We start from the raw sequence: 19,979 nt of genomic DNA, 5'->3' as shown, positions 1-19,979 counted from the left end.
AAGGCCTGTTGGCCCGTACTTTAGCGGTGTTTTCTCGAATTGCGCAAGATCGAGTTGATAAACAGCGTTGTGCGGGGAATATACCGATACCGCGTGGTGTACCGGGTGACCGGCCGGATGCTCATCCGCCAGAAACTGTAGATGATCAGGATGACATGTATCATGCCGATGAACCGGAACATCGATCCGGCCCCGTAGGCGCCGATCAGATAGCCGTTGATGACCGGGCTCACAATCGCGCCAAGCGAATAGAGAAGGATCAGCGACGCCGAAAGATCAACAAGATCACCCGGTTTGGCAAAATCATTCGCATGGGTGGCGCAGACGGAATAGATCGGCATCGTGGCAATGCCGAAGAAAAACGCGCTGATATATCCGATCATGGGCTCATCCATGGCAAGACCGGTGGCCAGGCTGGTGGAAAAACAGACAAAAATGGCGGCGATCGAGAACCCCATCAGAACATGGCGGCGGTTGTATCGGTCCGTGATATATCCCGCCGGCAACTGGATTGCGGCCCCGCCGATCACCCCCATCACCAGATAGAGGGCGGTTTCAGATGCCGTGAGGCCGATCTCGGTGGCGTAGACCGGGCCGACCATCCGGAACGCGGCCATCGTGATACCCGCCGTCACCACCCCGATCCCGGCCAGAGGCGACAGACGGAGGGCGAAAAAAGGACGAAACCCTTGCTGGGCCGGCATTTCCGGAGGCGCGGATTGCGTCAGCGCCAGCGGCAGAAGGCTGAGGCAGGCAATCATCGCGATGATGTTATAGGCAATATACGTCCCCGGCTCGAGGGTGGCGATGATCCCTTGCGCAAGAATGGTCCCCGACATATCCACCACCCGATAAACCGAAAACACCCGGCCGCGGTTGCTTTTGACCAGTTTGGCCTGAAGCCAGCTTTCGATCACGGTATAGGCCCCGGCAATGGCAAACCCCGTCAACATCCTGAGCAGGCACCAGAACCACAGGTTGATGAAGATCGGGTGCAGGATGGCGGAAATCGCGCTCGCCGCGGCCATGACCGCAAAGGTGCGCGAATGGCCGGAACGCCGGATCAGAAAAGGATTGATCAGGCAGCCGAGAAAGAGCCCGATAAAATGCGCCGAGCCAAGCAGGCCGATCTCACCGGGTGAAAATCCATGGATCTGCCCCGACAGGGCATCGAGCGGGCCGAGCGACCCGCTGCCTATCTGAATGAAAAGAACCGATATGAAAAGAGCAGATAATGATATCAGGAGTGACATGACCAATGTCCTGTTCTTATCTCACCTATTTGCGTAATGGCGACAGAATTCAAGTGAAAACGACCGAAGGAGGGGAGTTTTATTCCTTTTGGCGACTTCTGGACAATATGCGTCCTAAGCCGGATAATTTTTGCCTCGATTTGGGCAAGCCTTGATTGGGGAGAACATTCTTCTGATGGCGGCAGAAAAACACCTTTTAAACTTCCTCCATGATCTTGATCTGCAGGATATCAAAGCAGAAGCCCTGCACCAGTCGAGGCGTTGCCTTCTTGACCTCATCGGGGTTCTTGCCGCCGGAACAACAACGCCACTTGCGCGGATCATCAACGATCATGCCGTATCGCATTTCGGCCCTGGCATTGAGGGCGGCGGGCTTCTCGGGGATGGCCGCATCGCAAGCCTGCCGGGCATTGCTCTTGCCGGCGGAATGACGATCGACTCCATCGATGCCCATGATGGCATGAAACGCACCAAGGGACATGCGGGCTGCGGGGTTCTGCCTGCTCTTGCCGCATACCTTCAGTCCGGCAAGGCCCCGGCCTCGACTCCGGCCCCGACTCTGGCCACCGCTCCGGCAAGGGATGAAGATCTGCTGGCAGGGCTGATCATCGGGTATGAGATTGCCATCCGTGCCGGGATTGCGCTTCATCGCACCGCCGCCGACTATCACACGTCGGGCGCCTGGGTTGCGCTTGCCGCCGCTGCCATCGGCTGCCGCTTCAGGGGGTGTTCCTCACGCCAGACCCTGGAATCTCTCGGCATTGCCGAATATCACGGCCCGCGCAGCCAGATGATGCGGACAATCGATCACCCGACCATGGTCAAGGACGGATCAGGCTGGGGGGCGATGGCCGGGGTATCGGCCTGTCTTCTTGCCGAAGACGGATTTACCGGCGCCCCGGCGCTGACCGTCACCTCACCGGAAGTGGCTGATCTCTGGGATGATCTGGGCTCGACCTGGCATATTATTGATCAATATATCAAGCCCTGGCCGGTCTGCCGCTGGGCACAGCCTGCAGTCACCGCCGCGCTTGATCTTAGAAATGAGTTTAATATCAACCACGATAACATTGAAAAAATTAAAATATATTCCTTCCATGAAGCCGTAAGGCTTGCCTGCCGCATCCCGGAGACCACCGAAGAGGCGCAGTATTCACTTCCCTGGCCGGTGGCGGCTTCGGTGGTGGATGGCGTGCTCGGAACACGCCAGATCAGCGCACCGTTTGATGATCCGGCCATCACGCGTCTTGCCCTGGGCATGGAACTTGCGGAAGACGACGCCCATAACGCGGTCTTTCCTGAGCATCGTCTTGCCCGGGTTGAGATTTTCACCCGCGACGGCAAGCGATATCTTTCGGCGGATACCGCCGCGACCTGGGATCCGGAAGCCCCGCCGTCGGATACCGAGATGGAAGAAAAATTTCATGCCCTGGCTGATCCGGTGATGGGGACTGAACTTGCCGGAAACATCCGCCGCCATGTCTGGGCCATGGGTGAGGGAGGTCACGCCGCGCCCTTGCTGGCACTGATCACGTCACCGTTCGGCAGGGACAGGTGAAGCGATGGCGCAGGAGAGGGAAAGACGATCACGTCGTCGCGGCAATGGCAAGGAGGCTTCGCCCGCCTCACCGATATCAGGGCAGATGCCGTTCCAGCCTCTTTCAAATACCCGTTACCTGATCGAACCCCTTAGCGCGGATCAGATCGAGGCGGTGCATGAAGCATCATTGAAGATCATCAGCACATTGGGAATGCGTGTTCTCAGCGCCACGGCCCGGGCGCATCTCCGCGCCGCGGGCTGCATGGTGGATGAAACAGAAGAACTGGTGCGGATGGACCCTGCCTTTGTTGAGGAAATGGTCGCCAAAGCCCCGCCTGAATTCACCCTGACGCCGCGTGATCCGGCAAAAGCGCTTCGGATAGGCGGCGCGTCAATCAATTTCGGGCTGGTTTCGGGCCCGCCGAATGTCCATGATTGCCTGCGCGGGCGGCGTCCGGGAACGCTTGCGGATTTCAAGGACCTGATCCGCCTCGGGCAGAGTTTCAACGCTATTCACTTCATGGGCAATCAGACACTGGCAACCACCGATCTTCCCGCCAATACCCGCCATCTGGATTCGATGCTTGCGACGATCCTTCTCTCCGACAAGGTCACCTCATGCATGTCGATCGGGGCTGCGCGGGTCGAGGATGCGGCAAGGATGCTGGCGATCGGGCGCGGCCTCAGCCTGGATGCCCTAAAGGATGATCCCTCCGCGATGACGAATATCAACGTCAATTCCCCGCGGGTGCTGGATCAGGAAATGTCCGATGCCGCCCTCAAACTTGCGGAACTGGGCCAGGCGATCATCATCACGCCCTTCACGCTCATGGGGGCGATGACGCCGGTGACTTTTGCCGCCGCGCTGGCCCAGCAGAATGCCGAAGCGCTTTTTACCATCGCCCTGATTCAGAGCGTTCATCCCGGCGCCAGAATTGTCTATGGCGGCTTCACCTCGAATGTCGACATGAAAAGCGGCGCGCCCGCCTTCGGGACACCGGAGAATTGCCGCGCCAATATGGCCGGTGGGCAGCTGGCCCGTCGCTATGATCTTCCCTACCGGACAAGTGCCTGCAACGCGGCCAACACCGTTGATGCGCAGGCCGCCTATGAAACCCAGATGGCGCTCTGGGGAGCGGTCACCGGGTGCGGCAACCTGATCTACCATGCGGCGGGCTGGCTTGAAGGCGGGCTGGTGGCATCGATGGAAAAACTGGTGATTGATGTGGAAATGCTCCAGATGATGATAAGCCTTGTTTCTCCCGCCGGTTTCAGCGATGAGGATTTTGCCCTTGAGGCGATGGCTGATGTCGGGCCCGGCGGTCATTTTTTCGGCACCGCCCACACGCTTGCGCGCTACCGGGAGGCGTTTTACGCTCCCATGGTCAGCGACTGGCAGAATAACGAGAACTGGGCCGCGGCCGGGGGCCTGTCCGCAACCGAACGTGCCATGGCTATCTGGCAGGATATCCTCAAATCCTTTACCCCGCCCGCCATCGATGAAGCAATCCGCGAAGAGCTCGAAGCCTATGTCGCCCGCCGCAAGGAAGAGATCGGCAACGGCGAGCCTTGATCAGAAATTAAAGGGGATCTGAACTTGGAGGCCCGGACCGGAATCGAACCGATGTTCACGGATTTGCAGTCCGCTGCATAACCACTCTGCCACCGGGCCTCTTGAGTGCGGGCATTTTCTACCCCATGCACCCTGAGGCGTCAACAAACTTCCCCTCAGCAGGGTACGGAAAATTAGAAGCTCGTTGCGGGGAGATGGTGCATCTTGCCCGGAGGACGGGATAAAAATTGATTCACGCTTCTGCATCTTCGGTCTTTTCATATTTCCGGGCATCCGGTATGTTCCGCTTGATAAATATCCTGTCGCTGAAGGGAAGACTCCATGTCCGTTTTTGAAGATCGCCGCCGCCTCATGGTGGAATCCCAGCTTCGCACCAACAAGGTGACCGATATCCGGGTTCTTGAAGCGTTTGAAGAGGTGCCGCGGGAGAAATATGTGGGCAGGGACACCGCCGATCTTGCCTATATCGATGAAGATCTGATGCTTGATGGCGGCAGATTCATCCTTGAGCCCATGGTGTTTGCCCGCATGGTTCAGGCGCTGGAGCTCAAACCCGCGGATATCGTTCTGGATCTCGGGGCCGCGCTTGGCTACAGCACCGCCATCCTCTCACGCTTCGTGCAGTCCGTCGTCGGGATCGAATCGCATGAAGAGATCGCCGCCAGGGGCCAGAGCAACCTTATCGAAAGCGGGGTGGATAACGCCGTGGTTCTGCACGCGGATCTGACCGAAGGTTTCCGCGCCGAATCTCCCTATAACGCCATCATCATCGAAGGCTCGGTCTCGACGGTTCCTGACGCTGTTCTGGGCCAGCTTGCCGAAGATGGCAGATGTGTTACCATTCTTCGCGATGCACCGAACGGCCCTGGCCGGGTGGTGAAATATGTTCGCGCCGGCAACAGCTTCGCCCATTCCGTTCTTTTTGATGCCTATTCACCTTTTCTGCCTGAATTTGCAACCGAGAAGGGGTTCGACTTTGCGGTATAATCTCAAGGAATTCTCACTTGTTCCGCTCATGCTGGTGTTCGGCCTGTCACTTTCCTCGGGTGCAAGCCAGGCTGGCGACATTCTCGAAATCGAGTTGCAGAAAGCGGTTGAGCAGTCCGATGTGCTGGCCGCGGCGCGGCAGGCGGTGCTGGCGGCCAGGGAAGATATCGTCATCGCCAGATCATCGATGGATCTTTCCGCCACGCTTTCGGCGACCGGCACCGCAAGCCAGCAATCCACCAGCGACGCCGATTTCAAGAAAAACGATTCCGCCAACCTGACGGTGACGATGACCAAACCTCTTTATGATGGTGGTCTTGCCGATGCCAGGGAAGGCAATGCCGGGCTTCTCCTCGATATCGCCAGAACCTCGCTTGGCAAGGCAGAGCAGCGCGTTCTTCTTGAAAGTCTTTCCGCCTATATCGTTCTGGCCGCGGCCCGGGACAGGCTTGAACTTGAAAAGAGGAATCTTGCCCGCCTAGAAGAACATCTCAAGGCAACAGAACTCAAGCTCAATCTTGGGGAAAGCACGCCGACCGAACTTGCCGGCACCCGCGCCCGTCTTGCCCGCGCCAGAGCAAGCCTGATCGAGGCAGAAACCAGTCAGGCGAATGCCGAGGAAACCTATCGCACCCGGATCGGCACGCCGCCGGCGGAACTTTCCATGCCTGACCTGCCCGCCGGTCTGCCGGCCTCCGCACCCGAAGCCGGGCAGATTGCCGAGCAGCAGAATCTGGATCACCGCCTTGCTCTCCTGAATGAGAGGGTGTCCCGCAAATCCCTTGACGTGCTGGTGGCCCAGGTCCGGCCGACGGTGGATTTCAGCCTCTCCGGGCTCACCACCGAAGCCACGACCGATGCAGGTGACAAGGATAGCGTTTCGGCCAGGATCACCTTGTCGATGCCGCTTTTCCCCAGTTCGTCCGTTAGAAGTTCGGCCCGGGCCGCGGTGGCGGAGCATCGGGCGGAGATTTTCAACCTCGAAGACAGCCGCCGCCAGACCATTCTTGCCGGTGAAAATGCCTGGCGTGATTTTGCGTCAAACTCGGCCATCATTGACGCCCATAAGGCGGAACTCGAAGCGGCGATCCTTGTTCGCAACGGCACGCAGAGTGAAGTATCCTTTGGCCTGAAAACCTTTCTTGACCTGCTTGATGCCGAACAGGATGTGGTCAACGCGGAATTGAATCTGCTCATCGCCAATCGGGATCAGGTGCTCTCCGCCTTTGAGCTTCTGGCCAGCATGGGCAGGCTTTCAGCCACGGATCTCGGTCTTGAAGGTCTGTCTCCGGTGGATGATCTGGCACCGGCCGTAAACCCGCTTGTGGCACGGCCTTTCCCGGCGCTTGATTACCCGGATTGATGAAATCATGGCGGCGATCGGGCAGGACATGAAAAGACACAAGGATACTGCACCCATCCTCCTTCTTCAGGATATCGTCCGCCCGGGAAACTTCCTTCCTCTTGCCGAGGACAAGATCATCACCACCCATGTGCCTGGCCTCGGCAATCCCGTTCAGTCGCCCGTTCAGTCAGTGGAAGATGATATATCCACATCTCTTCGCCGGCTTGCACAGGATGGATCCACGGGTGAGGTGCGGCAAGCCGGCACGGACATCTCCGATGGTGTTCGCGCCATCATCAAGGATGAACTTTCAGGCTGGATCAGGAAAAACGTCCCTGTTCTTATCCGTGAAGTGATGGCAGAAGAAGGGCTCGAACTCAAGAAGACCTCCAGCCGCAAATCCTCCAGCCGCAAATCCTCCAGCCGCAAATCCTCTGCCAGCAAATCCCCTGCCAGTGCAGGTGCATCTTCTGGAACGTCACGGAAACCGAAAACCAACAGCACAACCGCCAGAAAACAGGCCCGGAAATCCGCCGCCGGAAAAACAGCTCCCAAGACCCCGAAACAGGCCTCAAAAAAAACACCCAAAAATGCCCCCAAAAAGGGCATCGAAAAAACCATGACCACGGCGACCAAAAAGGCCGGCAAGAGAGGCCGGCCACCGAAAGCAACAACCCTAGATTGATGACATTACCCCCGGCATGACCTTGGCCTCTTGGCAAATCAGCCCAATCTCATTAGAACAACCCATTGACCGCGCAATTCGATAGCCTGAGGCTGATATGCTAGATAAAACCTATGATCCGAAACAGTTTGAAGCGGCATGGTACGAACGCTGGATGAAGGAAGGCAGTTTCGCCTGCGATCCGTCGAGTTCGGCTCAACCCTATACGATCATGATGCCGCCGCCGAATGTCACGGGCTCGCTTCATATCGGCCATGCGCTGACCTTCACGCTACAGGATATTCTGATCCGCTATCATCGCATGACCGGCCGGGATGCGTTATGGCAGCCTGGCACGGATCATGCCGGTATCGCCACCCAGATGGTGGTGGAGCGCATGCTCAATGCCGAGGGGATTGATCGCCGTGATCTCGGGCGTGAAAAGTTCATTGAACGTGTCTGGCAATGGAAAGACCACTCCGGGGGAACGATCAGCCGCCAGCTGCGCTCGCTTGGCGCATCCCCGGACTGGCCGCGTGATCGCTTTACCATGGATGAGGGCTTGTCGAACGCGGTGCGGAAAGTCTTTGTCGATCTTCATCGTCAGGGGCTGATCTACCGCGACAAGCGGCTGGTGAACTGGGACCCGAAACTCCTGACCGCGATTTCGGATCTTGAAGTTGAACAAAAGGAAGTCCAGGGCAATTACTGGCACCTCAACTACCCGATCGAAGGCGAGGAGGGGGCTTTTATCACGGTTGCCACCACCCGCCCGGAAACGATGCTCGGTGATACCGCGGTTGCGGTCCATCCCGATGATGCGCGGTATCGTCACCTTGTCGGCAAGAACGTCATCCTGCCCATTGTCGGCCGCCGGATTCCGATCGTGGCCGATGAATATTCAGATATGGAAAAGGGATCAGGCGCGGTGAAGATCACCCCGGCCCATGATTTCAACGATTTCGAGCTTGGCCGTCGCCATAATCTGCCGATGATCAACATCCTCGATGCCGAAGCAAGGCTCAACGAGAACACCCCCCCAGACTGGCAGGGACTTGACCGGTTTGATGCCCGCAAACGTGTCATCGAAACCTTTGAAAGCCTCGGGCTTCTGGCTGAAGTGACCGAGACAACCCACACCGTTCCCCATGGCGACAGATCAGGTGTTCCGGTGGAACCCTGGTTGATGGATCAGTGGTATGTGGACGCCCACACCCTGGCCCGGCCGGCGATCAAGGCCGTCGAGGATGGCCGGACCCGGATCGTCCCCCAGCGATGGGAGAAAACCTATTTTGAATGGATGCGCAACATCCAGCCATGGTGCGTGTCCCGCCAGCTCTGGTGGGGGCACCGTATCCCGGCCTGGTATGGTCCCGATGGCACGCCCTTCGTGGCGATGGATCAGGAGGAAGCGGAGGCGCTTGCCCATGCCCATTACGGCAAGGCGGTCCCCCTCAATCAGGATGAAGATGTGCTCGATACCTGGTTTTCATCAGGGTTATGGCCGTTTTCAACCCTGGGATGGCCGGAAGAGACCGAGGAGGTCAGCCGCTATTATCCGGGTGATGTGCTGGTCACCGGATTTGATATCATCTTTTTCTGGGTTGCCCGGATGATGATGCTCAGCATGCATTTCATGAATGGCGAAGTCCCGTTCCGCGATGTCTATATCCATGCCCTTGTCCGCGATGAAAAAGGGCAGAAAATGTCCAAATCCAAGGGCAACGTGATGGATCCACTCGAGCTCAGCGACAAATACGGTGCCGATGCGCTGCGCTTTACGCTGGCGGCCATGGCCGCCCAGGGCAGGGATATCAAACTTGCCGAAAGCCGTATCGAGGGCTATCGGAATTTCGCCACCAAGATCTGGAACGCCTGCCGCTTTCTTCAGATGAATGGTTGCGATGCGGGCATGGAGGTTGATCTTGCCGCCGTGAATGAGCCGGTCAACCGGTGGATTGTTCATGAACTTGCGGAAACAGGCCGCAAAGTTTCGTCTTCCATCGAAGAATACCGCTTCAACGAAGCGGCCGATGCGATCTATAAATTCATCTGGAACAGCTATTGCGACTGGTATCTTGAACTGATCAAACCCCAGCTTGCCGAAGAAGACACCTCAAGCAAAGAGACCCGCGCCGTAGCCACCCGCGTCATCGCCGAGGCTATCCGGATGCTGCATCCCATGATGCCGTTTCTGACCGAAGAGCTCTGGCAGAAGGTGTTCGGCAATTCCGGGATGCTCATCACCTCGCGCTGGCCTGACATCTCCACCGGCGACAACAGCAAGGCAGCGGCCGAAATCGGTTTCATCGTCGATCTGATCACCGCCATCCGGTCAATCCGGAATGAGATGAATGTGCCGGTTGCGGCCAAGCCTGAACTTGTCCTGCCATCGGGGGATGAGACGCTGCGCCGGCGGGTTGAGGGCAATCTGGCCTCGGTCCTGCGTCTGGCCCGGGTTGAGGAGGTAAGTTTTGCCGAAACCATGCCCGCACAATCGGCGCAAGGCGTTGTCGACGGGATCGGTTTTGCCCTGCCGCTGGCCGGTATTCTCGATTTTGACGCCGAGCGCGCCCGCCTCGAGAAGGAGATCACCGCGGTTGAACAGGAAATACGCAAACTTGAAGGAAAGCTTGGCAACCCCGGCTTCATGGCCAAAGCTCCCGAAGACGTGATTGAAGAAAACCGCCGCCGCCTGGCGGAGGAAAACGAAACTCGTGCCCGGCTTTCGCTTGCCCGGGATCGTCTTGGCTGATTATGCTGACACATGATATGGAGGACAACATGACAAGCAACTGGGATAAATCCAAACTCCCGAGCCGGTATGTATCGGTCGGCCCGGAACGTGCGCCGCACCGTTCCTATTACTACGCCATGGGCATGACCGAAGAGGAGATCAATCAGCCGCTGGTCGGCGTTGTGTCCACCTGGAATGAGGCTGCCCCCTGCAACATTACGCTGGATCGCCAGGCCAAGGCCGCAAAGAAAGGCGTTGCCGATAACAAGGGCTCCCCGCGTGAGTTCACCACCATCACCGTGACCGACGGGATTGCCATGGGGCATCAGGGCATGAAATCCTCGCTGGTCAGCCGCGAAGTCATCGCCGATTCCATCGAGCTGACGGTCCGCGGCCATTGCTATGATGCGTTGGTCGGTCTTGCGGGATGCGATAAATCCCTGCCCGGGGTCATGATGGCCATGGCCCGGCTCAATATCCCGTCTGTTTTCATGTATGGCGGCTCGATCCTGCCGGGGCGGTTCAAGGACAGGGACGTGACCGTTCAGGACGTGTTTGAGGCCGTGGGCGCCCATGCGGCGGGGAACATGTCGGATGAAGACCTGCATGAGCTTGAATGCGTCGCCTGCCCGAGTGCCGGGTCCTGTGGTGGCCAGTTCACCGCCAATACCATGGCCTGCGTATCGGAAGCGATCGGTCTTGCCATCCCGGGATCAGCCGGGGCGCCGGCGCCTTACGAAACCCGGGATGAATACGCCTATCATTCCGGCCGGGCGGTGATGGAGCTTCTCAAGACCAATCTTCGTCCCCGGGATATCCTGACCCGAAAGGCTTTTGAAAACGCCGCCACCGTTGTCGCGGCATCGGGTGGATCGACGAATGCCGGGCTTCATCTGCCGGCGCTGGCAGCGGAATGCGGCATTGATTTTGATCTTCACGATGTGTCGGAGATCTTCAAGCGCACGCCGTATATTGCTGATCTCAAGCCCGGCGGCCGCTACGTTGCCAAGGACATGTTTGAAATCGGCGGGGTGCCTGTTCTGCTCAAGGCGCTTCTAGATGGCGGCTTCATCCATGGTGACTGCATCACCGTCACCGGCAAGACCATGGCGGAAAACCTCCGCCATGTGGTGATCCCGAAAGATCAGGACGTCATCTATCCCACCACCAGCCCGCTTTCGCCCACCGGCGGGGTTGTCGGCCTGCGGGGAAATCTTGCCCCCGAAGGCGCGATCGTCAAGGTGGCGGGGATGAAGAATCTCGTCTTCACCGGCACGGCCCGCTGTTTTGACTGCGAGGAAGATGCCTTCGCCGCGGTGGAGCGCCGCGACTACAAGGAAGGTGATGTGATTGTCATCCGCTACGAAGGCCCCAAAGGCGGCCCCGGCATGCGGGAGATGCTGGCCACCACCGCCGCCATCTATGGCCAGGGGATGGGCGACAAGGTCGCGCTGATCACCGATGGCCGGTTTTCAGGGGCGACACGCGGGTTCTGTATCGGCCATGTCGGCCCGGAAGCTGCGGTAGGCGGGCCCATCGGCCTGCTCAAGGACGGCGATGTGATCACCATCGACGCGGAGAATAACACCATCACCGTTGATCTCAGCGATGCCGAGCTTGAATCCCGCCGCAAGGAATGGACCCCGCGGGAAACCGATTACCAGTCGGGAACGCTCTGGAAATACGCCCAGACCGTCGGCTCAGCCGAAAAGGGCGCGATAACCCATCCCGGCGCCAGATCGGAAAAGCACGTCTACGCCGATATCTAGGTCTACGCCGATATCTGGGCGGGGATCACCCCCGACAGAGATGAAAAGGCCAGCCCCGGGGCTGGCCTTTTTCTCTTTCCGCCCCCTTGCCTTAACCATTTATTAACCGTTCTTGTGCTAGTCTTGGCCGGCAAACTCGGCACATCAGGCCGGGTATCAATGGGAGGATGGGGCGATGCGATATGTTTTCGCCATGGCGCTGGCGTCGGCATTGCTTCCGGCAGGTCCGGGCGCGGCGGCAGCGGATTGCGGCAATCTTTGCGACAGGAAATGGTGGAACACGGCAGACGTGGTGGCGCTTGAAAAGGAGCTTGCCCTCGGCGCCGCGGTCAATGCCCGCGATGAACGCGGGATGACGGCGCTGCATTGGGCGGCCCGCAAGGGCACGCCTGCGGCAATTTCAGCGCTGGTCGGTTCCGGCGCGGAGATTGAGGCGCGGGACAATAAAGGCCGGACCCCGCTTCATTGGGCGGCTTGGCAAGGCAGGCCTCAGAACATTCTTGCGCTTGTTGAGACTGGTGCAAATGTTAATGTCAAAGATAAACAAGGGCTTACTCCCCTTCATCGTGCTGCCGCTTATAGCAAACCTCATAACATTAGTGCACTTATTGAGGCTGGAGCAGAGATCAATGCACAAGATAAAGATGGATACACCCCGCTTCATAAGTCGGCAGTGGCGATTCATTGGTTACTCTTCAGAGGCAGACCCCAAAACATCCGCACACTTGTCGAAGCCGGAGCGGATATCAATGCCGTCGACAACGAGAATGGCGGTACTCCTCTTCATAGTGCGGCAGAAGACGGCACACCTGTGGATATCAGAATGCTTATCGAAGTCGGAGGGAAGACCGAAGTCCGTGACAAGAATGGAGCCACTCCGCTTCATTGGGCGGCGAGGCGTGGCTCCAGCAACATCATCGCACTCATTAAGAGCGGGGCGGAAGTCAATGCCCGAGATAAGAATGGCTGCACCCCGCTTCATTTGGCTGCGTTTTCTAACACGCTTAAACCCATATGTAAACTCATCAAGGCCGGGGCAGATATTAGGGCGCGGACCAAAAATGGCCATACCCCGCTTCATAGGGCGGCGGAATCATACATGCCCGAGAATATCCGTGCACTCATCGAGGCGAGGGCGGATATCGAAGCCCGTGACCAGGATGGCTGGACCCCGCTTCATAGGGCGGCGGCGGCAGGCAAGCCCGAAAACATAAGCACACTTGTCGAGGCCGGAGCAGATATTCGGGCACGGACCGAAGATGACCTTCTACCCGTGGATCTGGTTGAGGGAAATGTCAAGTTTGGAGGCGAAATAAAGGGCTCGGATATGTACCGAAAACTTAACGAAGCCCGACATTGACCCCGCACCCCATCGCTTGCCTCGCCCGCCACATCAGGTCACGTCAGGGGCGGGCACCCCATCACTTGCCTCGCCCCACCGCATTGTCCCGATCACATCGGGTCACGTCAGGGGCGGGCACCCTCACTTACCAAGCCCCCCACACCGTGGCCCCCCCCCGCATCGACCCCCGCACCGTGCCCACCACATCGACCCCGCACCGTGGCCCCCGCATCAAAACCCCACCCTCATCCGGTGGTGAGGCGGCACCAGACAGGGGTATGGTCGCTGGCGCGGTCATTGCCGCGCGGGGTTTTGTCGATTCCGGCTTCGCGCATCCGGTCCATGGCCTCGGCATTGGCGAGGATATGGTCGATCCGGATGCCGTGATCTTTCTGCCAGGCACCGCCCTGATAATCCCAGAAACTGTAGGCGATGGCGTTCGGGTCAAGGCCACGGAAGGCATCGGTATAGCCGAGCCAGCACATCCGCCGGAACAGCGCCAGCGTTTCGGGGTGGTGCAGGGCATCGCCCTTCCAGGCGTCGATATCCCAGGCATCCATCGCCCCGGGGATGATATTGAAATCACCGAGGAAGATCACCGGCCGCCGCGCCTGGTTGAGCCCGTCGGCATATTCGGCGAGTTTCTTCATCCAGTCGAGTTTATAGGAAAGTTTCGGATGGATTGAGCCGTCATCGGCCAGCGTCGGGTTGCCGTTCGGCATGTAGAGCCCCGCAAGCGTGACATCGCCCAGCCTGGCTGAAATGAAACGCGCCTGTTCCTCACTTCCCTGATCAGGGGCATCGGGCAGGCCGCGGCGGATATCCTCAAGCGGTATCCGGGTTGCGATGGCAACGCCGTTATAGGTTTTCTGGCCATGGACATGGCAGGTATATCCGGCCGCCTCGAACATCTCCCGCGGGAAGGCGTCATCGACGCATTTGATCTCCTGCATGAAGAGGATATCGGTGCCCGAGGTCTTGAGCCAGTCCACCACCTGCGGGGCACGCACCTTGATGGAATTGACATTCCAGCTGGCGATGGTGACGTGATCAGATGGCAAAGGACGTTCCACATCCGCAGGAGGCGGTCGCGTTCGGGTTTGAGACCTGGAAATAACTGCCGATCAGTTCCTGCACATAGTCAAGTTCACTGCCGGCGAGAAATTCGAGCGACATCTCATCGACCACGACACGGACAGGTTTACCGCCGCTATCGGCGAGGTTGAGCACCTGGTCATCTTCGGCCGGGGCGTCATCGATGCTGAAACTGTACTGGAACCCGCTGCATCCGCCGCCCAGAACGGCGACACGGAACACGTCGCCCTCTTCCTGTTCGAGCAGGAAGGAAACCCGGTCGATCGCCTGAGGCGTCAGGCGGAAATCGGTGCGTGGTGAAGTGGTGATGTCATCCATGGCGCGTCACGATCCTGAGATTGGTGATATATTGAATATAATGCTTCGGGCCATCGGCCGCAAGTTGCGCGGGGTGCTTCTTTTGCAGGTGCTCGGGTTGCGAGGTTGCGTTAGCGCGGGCGGCTTCTTTTCCGGCGGCCCGGAGAGCTTCTTTTGCGTTAGCGCGGGCGGCTTCTTTTCCAGCGGCCCGTTTTTCTTCTTTTGCGGGTGCTCGGGGGCAGGGGGCATCTTTTGTGATTGCGTGAATGCTTCTTTTCCAGCAGCCCGGAGAGCTTCTTTTGCGGGTGCGGGCGGCTTCTTCTCCGGCGGCCTGAACCACGCCTTTTCCCTTAACTATTTCTTAATCATCCCCGTGCTACCCTTGATCAAAAGATCCACACGGATCAACAAAAAGAACAAAGGAGGGGGGAGATGCGATCACTCTTGAAACTGACGCTGGTAATGGCGTTCATGGCCCCGATACTCATGCTGCCGGTGGCGGCAAAGGCGGAATCCTGCGGCAATCTCTGCAGCAGGGAATGGTGGAAAAGCGCCAGCATTGAAACGCTACGGCAAGAACTCACAAACGGCGCCAACGTCAACGTCCAAGGCAAGAATGGTGCCACCCCCTTGCATTATGCGGCTGGACATGGAACGCCCGAGACCATTTTAGCACTCATCAAGGCGGGGGCGAAGATCGAGGCGCGCAGTCTGTTTGGCTCAACCCCGCTACATTGGGCGGCTGAATCAGGCATTCCCGAGAATATCCGTACTCTCATCTAAGCCGGGGCAAAGATTGAGGCCCGTGCCGGTGGTGGCATAACCCCACTTCATCGGGCGGCACAATTTGGCACGCCTGAGAACATCCGTGCACTCATCGAGGCCGGGGCAGAGATCGAAGTCCGAGACAAGTATCGGAACACCCCGCTTCATGATGCGGCGGAGTACGGTATGCCTGAGAATATCCGCGCACTCATTGAGGCTGGTGCGGAGATCGAAGCGCGGGCAGAAAATGGCGCCACCCCGCTTCATAGGGCGGCGGGATCAGATATGCCCGAAAATATCCGTACGCTTGTCGAAGCCGGGGCAGATGTTAACGCCCGCGATAAGTATGGCGCCACGCCACTTTATGATGCGGCGGTAGTTGGTACACCCGAGAACATCCGTACACTTGTCAATATAGGGGCGGAAGTCAACGCCCGAGACATGAATGACCTCACCCCTCTTCATTTCGTAGCACAACACGGCACACCTGAAAACATCCGGCCTCTTGTCGAGGTTGGAGCTAATATCAATGCACGCGACAAGTATGGCGCCACTCCGCTACATAAGGCGGCAGGTGAAGGCAAACCAGAGACAATCAAGGAACTCATTAAAGTTGGAGCGGATGTAAATGCCCGCGACAATGATGATGCCACCCTACTTCATTGGGCTGCAGCATTCGGCACGCAAGAGCATATCCACGTACTTGTCAATATCGGAGCGGATGTAAATTCTCGCGAAAGGGATGGTGCCACCCCACTGCATTGGGCGGCGGGATTAGGTGCGCTCGAGATAATCCGTGCGCTTATCGAGGCTAAGGCAGATATTAATGCTCGTAACAAATATGGCCACACCCCGCTTCATTATGCGGCTAAATCAGGCACGTCACAAAATATTCGTTTCCTAATCAAAGAGGGAGCAGAGGTCAACGCCCACGACAAGGGTGGCGTCACCCCATTGCATTATGCTGCGGTATCCGGCACGTCACAAAATATTATTACGCTTGCCGAGGCTGGGGCTGTTATAGAGAGTTGGGACAAGGATGGCTGGACTCCGCTTCATCATGCGGCGGTAGGAGGCACAGCACAAACCATCCGCGCGCTTCTCAAGGTCGGGGCAGATATCGAGGCCCGCAACAAGAATGGTCAAACCCCGCTTCATAGGGCAGCGGGATTAGGTACACCACAAACCATCGAGGCATTAGTCAAGGCTGGGTTAGATATCAATGTTCGGGACAAACTTCGCCGCACGCCGCTTCATTATGCAGCGAGAGATGGCACGCCTGAGAATATAAAGGCGTTGCTTCAAGCCGGGGCGAATATAAAAGTCCGTGCTTTGAATGGCCTTCTACCCGTCGATCTGGCTGAGACAAACGACAAGGTCAAGGGTACGGACATGTACTGGGAACTTAACGAAGCCAGATATTAACGGCCACCACCACACCCCACCATCCCCCGAGGAGGTCTCGCGCCACATCAACCCGCACATCAACCCACCCCACCATCCCCCGAGGAGGTGCCGCTCACCCCAAGCCACGCCCCACACCCCCATTGAAATCCCCCGCGTTGCCCCCGCCATCGGCGTTGCCCCCCGCTCGTGACTCCCCCGCCGTGTAAATCGCGTGATAAAGGCATTGCCCAAAGGGGGGGTAAAACGGTATGGTCGCGGCATCACCTCAAGAGAACGCGCATGACCGAGCATCATCCCATTCTGGCAGAATATGCCTCCGATCACCGGCAGTCCCGCGGCCGGCAGATTGCGGTGCCGGATCGCGATGCGCATGATCCGCGCAGCCCCTTTCAGCGTGATCGTGACCGCATCATCCATTGCGGCGCTTTCCGCAGGCTCAAGCACAAGACCCAGGTCTTCATCTACCATGAAGGTGATTATTTCCGCACCCGGCTGACTCATTCGCTTGAAGTCGCCCAGATCACAAGGGCGATTTCCCGCCAGCTCGGGATTGATGATGATCTCGCCGAGGCCATCGCCCTTGCCCATGATCTCGGCCACACTCCCTTCGGCCATGCCGGGGAATATGAGCTTGACGCCGCCATGCAGGGGGCAGGCGGGTTCGATCATAACGAACAGACCGTCCGTATCCTCACCAGCCTTGAACATTGCTACGCTGAATTTGACGGCCTCAACCTGACATGGGAGACCCTCGAAGGCGTGATCAAGCATAACGGGCCCATTGATCCCGAAGCCATCCGCCCGACGGTGATGGAACTCGATGCCGGCATGAATTTCGGCCTTGATACCTACGCGAGCCTCGAAGCGCAGGTGGCCGCGCTTTCCGATGATATCGCCTATCTTGCCCATGATTGCGATGACGGGATAAGGGCCGGCCTCCTTGATCCGGAGCTGATGCTTGATCTGCCGCTGGCCGGGCCGGTGCTGGCAGACCTTAAAAAGCGCTACGGCAGGCTTGAAACCTCGCGTCTTGTCCATGAATTGACCCGCCGCCTGATCAGCGATGCGGTGACCGATCTGGTCAGGGAAACCCGCCGCCGCCTTGATGAAATCGCCCCGAAATCCGCCGATGATATCCGCGGGGCAGGGATGCCGGTTGCCGCCTTTTCCCCCTCCATGGCAACGGATCTCGATACGCTCAAATCCTTTCTTTTCCGCGCCGTCTGGCGGCATTACAAGGTCAACCGGATGACGAGCAAGGCCCGCCGCGTCACCCGCCAGCTTTTTGATCTTTTCATGGCCCAGCCGAATGTCCTGCCCGGGGACTGGCAGCAGATCGACGGCCGCGCTCTTGCCGACTTGCCGGAAGAGCAAAAGGCAAGGCAGATTGCCGATTATATTGCCAGCATGACCGACCGATACGCTATGATGGAATACGAACGCCTTTTTGATCTTGGACCGATCCTGAGATAAGTGATGAACATCTATACGCATTTTGAAACCGAAATACGCGCCATCCTTGACGATCTGGTCAGCAAAGGTGCTCTTGCCGATGGCCTTGCAATCACCTCCGTCGGGTGTGAGGCGCCGCGCGACCCTTCCCATGGGGATCTTGCCACCAACGCCGCCATGGTGCTGGCGAAATCGGCGGGGATGAAGCCTCGCGATCTGGCGGAGATGATCACCGCACCGCTTCAACAGGTTGACGGCATCACGGGGGTTGAGATCGCCGGTCCCGGATTTATCAATATCAGGCTTGATCCTGCGATCTGGCGGGATACGCTTGATGCCTGTCTTGCCGCCGGTGAGGATTGGGGCAGGTCCGATATCGGCACAGGACAGAAGGTCAATGTCGAATATGTTTCGGCAAACCCGACCGGCCCGCTTCACGCCGCCCATGCCCGCGGTGCCATCATCGGCGACAGCCTGGCCGCGCTTCTGGAAAAGGCCGGATTCGAGGTGACCCGCGAATATTACATCAACGATGCGGGCACCCAGGTGGATACGCTCGCCCGCTCCGCCTATCTAAGGTATCGGGAAGCCATGGGGGAGGATATCGGCACCATCCCCAAAGGGTTCTATCCCGGGGAATATCTGATCGAAACAGGCCGCGCTTTTGCCCAGGCCCATGGGGAACGCTACATGAACGCCCCGGAAGAGGAATGGCTGCCGGTGGTGCGCGCCTTTGCCATTGAGGCGATGATGGCCGATATCCGGGAAGATCTGGTCCGTCTCGGCATCAGGATGGATGTGTTTTCTTCCGAACGCGCGCTTGTAGAAAACGGGGCGGTGGAAAAAACCATGGATGAACTGGCCCGGAGAGGCCTGATCTATGAAGGCGTTCTTGATCCCCCCAAGGGCAAGATCCCCGATGATTGGGAGCCGCGAGAGCAGACCTTGTTCCGTTCCACCGATTTCGGCGATGATATTGACCGGCCGATCCGCAAATCCGATGGCACCTGGACGTATTTCGCCTCCGACGTGGCCTATCATCTTGATAAACTCTCGCGCGGGGCGGGGCGGCTGATCAATATCTGGGGGGCGGATCACGGCGGCTATGTCAAAAGGATGCAGGCTTCGGTTGCCGCCCTTTCCGGCAGGAAGGATGCGCTTGATGTGCGGCTCTGCCAGCTGGTCAATCTGATGGACAAGGGCAAGCCGGTCAAAATGTCGAAACGTGCGGGGACATTCGTCACCCTTTCCGATGTGCTTGACAGCGTCGGCAAGGATATCCTCAGATTCATCATGCTGACCCGCCGCAGCGATCAGGCCATGGATTTCGATTACGCGAGGGTGACCGAACAATCTCGGGACAACCCTGTTTTCTATGTTCAATATGCCCATGCAAGGGCCTCGTCGGTATTGCGGCAGGCCGGCGGCCGGATCGAAGACAGGGTTGATCTCTCCCCCCTTAAGGATGAAGCGGAAATGGCGCTTATCCGTCTTCTGGCATCCTGGCCGCGGATGGTTGAAAGCGCGGCCATCGCGCATGAGCCGCATCGCATCGCCTTTCATCTCAATGATCTTGCCGCGGCTTTCCATACGCTCTGGAACAAGGGCAGGGATGATCCGTCCTTGCGTTTCATCCTTGAGGATGATCGTCCCGCAACCATGGCAAGGCTGCGTCTTGTCGATGCAACGGCATTGGTGATCCGCTCGGGACTTGCTATGCTTGGCGTCGAAGCTGCGGAGGAAATGTAGTCCC

16 protein-coding genes and 1 tRNA gene are annotated in these 19,979 nt (G+C 58.2%); 12 read left to right on the top strand and 5 right to left on the bottom strand.

Annotation, left to right across the window (positions count from 1 at the left end):
• Positions 1-20 precede the first annotated feature (20 nt).
• Positions 21-1,253 carry an MFS transporter gene (locus AB8880_05795; GenBank protein ID XDZ66896.1) on the bottom strand — a complete coding sequence of 411 codons (1,233 nt, stop codon included), beginning with the start codon at positions 1,251-1,253 and terminating at the stop codon, positions 21-23.
• A gap of 175 nt (positions 1,254-1,428) precedes the next feature.
• On the opposite strand from AB8880_05795, the gene AB8880_05790 reads away from it, so the two are divergent.
• Together AB8880_05790 and AB8880_05785 are read left to right on the top strand one after the other, a co-directional pair.
• The gene (locus tag AB8880_05790) at positions 1,429-2,811 is read left to right on the top strand and encodes an MmgE/PrpD family protein (protein XDZ66895.1); all 1,383 of its coding nucleotides are present in this window, start codon (positions 1,429-1,431) and stop codon (positions 2,809-2,811) included.
• A 4-nt stretch (positions 2,812-2,815) separates the two neighbouring features.
• On the top strand, positions 2,816-4,366 hold the full coding sequence (locus AB8880_05785; protein ID XDZ66894.1) for a trimethylamine methyltransferase family protein: 1,551 nt from the start codon (positions 2,816-2,818) through the stop codon (positions 4,364-4,366).
• Between the two features lie 25 nt (positions 4,367-4,391).
• Here the strand turns inward: AB8880_05785 and AB8880_05780 are convergent.
• Positions 4,392-4,465: transfer RNA gene (locus AB8880_05780), tRNA-Cys, on the bottom strand.
• Positions 4,466-4,687: 222 nt separating this feature from the next.
• Between AB8880_05780 and AB8880_05775 the strand changes: the two genes are divergently transcribed.
• The 6 genes from AB8880_05775 (at position 4,688) to AB8880_05750 (ending at position 13,228) form a co-directional block, all read left to right on the top strand.
• Positions 4,688-5,353, top strand: a complete 666-nt coding sequence (locus tag AB8880_05775; GenBank protein ID XDZ66893.1) for a protein-L-isoaspartate O-methyltransferase — start codon at positions 4,688-4,690, stop codon at positions 5,351-5,353.
• Positions 5,343-6,716 (top strand): TolC family protein, encoded by a 1,374-nt coding sequence (locus tag AB8880_05770; protein ID XDZ66892.1) that lies wholly within the window; start codon positions 5,343-5,345, stop codon positions 6,714-6,716. The genes AB8880_05775 and AB8880_05770 overlap by 11 nt, the downstream gene beginning before the upstream one ends.
• A gap of 7 nt (positions 6,717-6,723) precedes the next feature.
• Positions 6,724-7,383 carry a hypothetical protein gene (locus AB8880_05765; protein ID XDZ66891.1) on the top strand — a complete coding sequence of 220 codons (660 nt, stop codon included), beginning with the start codon at positions 6,724-6,726 and terminating at the stop codon, positions 7,381-7,383.
• A 97-nt stretch (positions 7,384-7,480) separates the two neighbouring features.
• Entirely contained in the window at positions 7,481-10,117 is a 2,637-nt protein-coding gene (locus tag AB8880_05760) for a valine--tRNA ligase (GenBank protein ID XDZ66890.1), read from the top strand.
• 29 nt (positions 10,118-10,146) lie between these two features.
• Positions 10,147-11,868 (top strand): dihydroxy-acid dehydratase, encoded by a 1,722-nt coding sequence (gene ilvD / locus AB8880_05755; GenBank protein XDZ66889.1) that lies wholly within the window; start codon positions 10,147-10,149, stop codon positions 11,866-11,868.
• Between the two features lie 175 nt (positions 11,869-12,043).
• Positions 12,044-13,228, top strand: coding sequence for an ankyrin repeat domain-containing protein (locus tag AB8880_05750; GenBank protein ID XDZ66888.1), 1,185 nt, complete (start codon positions 12,044-12,046; stop codon positions 13,226-13,228).
• Positions 13,229-13,455: 227 nt separating this feature from the next.
• On the opposite strand, the gene xth is transcribed toward AB8880_05750, so the two are convergent.
• From xth to AB8880_05735, 3 genes are read right to left on the bottom strand one after another with little or no spacing between them, the layout of a single operon-like run.
• Complete coding sequence (gene xth, locus AB8880_05745; GenBank protein ID XDZ66887.1) at positions 13,456-14,271, bottom strand: exodeoxyribonuclease III; 816 nt, start codon at positions 14,269-14,271, stop codon at positions 13,456-13,458.
• Positions 14,261-14,623, bottom strand: coding sequence for a HesB/IscA family protein (locus AB8880_05740; protein ID XDZ66886.1), 363 nt, complete (start codon positions 14,621-14,623; stop codon positions 14,261-14,263). The genes xth and AB8880_05740 overlap by 11 nt, the downstream gene beginning before the upstream one ends.
• Positions 14,616-14,942, bottom strand: coding sequence for a hypothetical protein (locus AB8880_05735; protein ID XDZ66885.1), 327 nt, complete (start codon positions 14,940-14,942; stop codon positions 14,616-14,618). Before AB8880_05735 ends, AB8880_05740 begins: the two co-directional genes overlap by 8 nt.
• A 92-nt stretch (positions 14,943-15,034) precedes the next feature.
• Between AB8880_05735 and AB8880_05730 the strand changes: the two genes are divergently transcribed.
• The 4 genes from AB8880_05730 (at position 15,035) to argS (ending at position 19,975) form a co-directional block, all read left to right on the top strand.
• Complete coding sequence (locus tag AB8880_05730) at positions 15,035-15,385, top strand: ankyrin repeat domain-containing protein (GenBank protein ID XDZ66884.1); 351 nt, start codon at positions 15,035-15,037, stop codon at positions 15,383-15,385.
• Between the two features lie 12 nt (positions 15,386-15,397).
• Entirely contained in the window at positions 15,398-16,792 is a 1,395-nt protein-coding gene (locus AB8880_05725) for an ankyrin repeat domain-containing protein (protein XDZ67028.1), read from the top strand.
• Between the two features lie 261 nt (positions 16,793-17,053).
• Positions 17,054-18,247: a deoxyguanosinetriphosphate triphosphohydrolase gene (locus AB8880_05720; protein ID XDZ66883.1), complete on the top strand. Its 1,194-nt coding sequence runs from the start codon at positions 17,054-17,056 to the stop codon at positions 18,245-18,247.
• Positions 18,248-18,250: 3 nt separating this feature from the next.
• Entirely contained in the window at positions 18,251-19,975 is a 1,725-nt protein-coding gene (argS, locus tag AB8880_05715; protein ID XDZ66882.1) for an arginine--tRNA ligase, read from the top strand.
• The last annotated feature ends 4 nt before the right edge of the window (positions 19,976-19,979 follow it).

It is taken from the genome of Alphaproteobacteria bacterium LSUCC0684 (assembly GCA_041228335.1).
In the GTDB taxonomy this organism is placed as follows: Bacteria; Pseudomonadota; Alphaproteobacteria; order Puniceispirillales; family UBA1172.
Note: the sequence above shows the minus strand (reverse complement) of the source record. Positions and strands in the feature narration are given on the sequence as shown.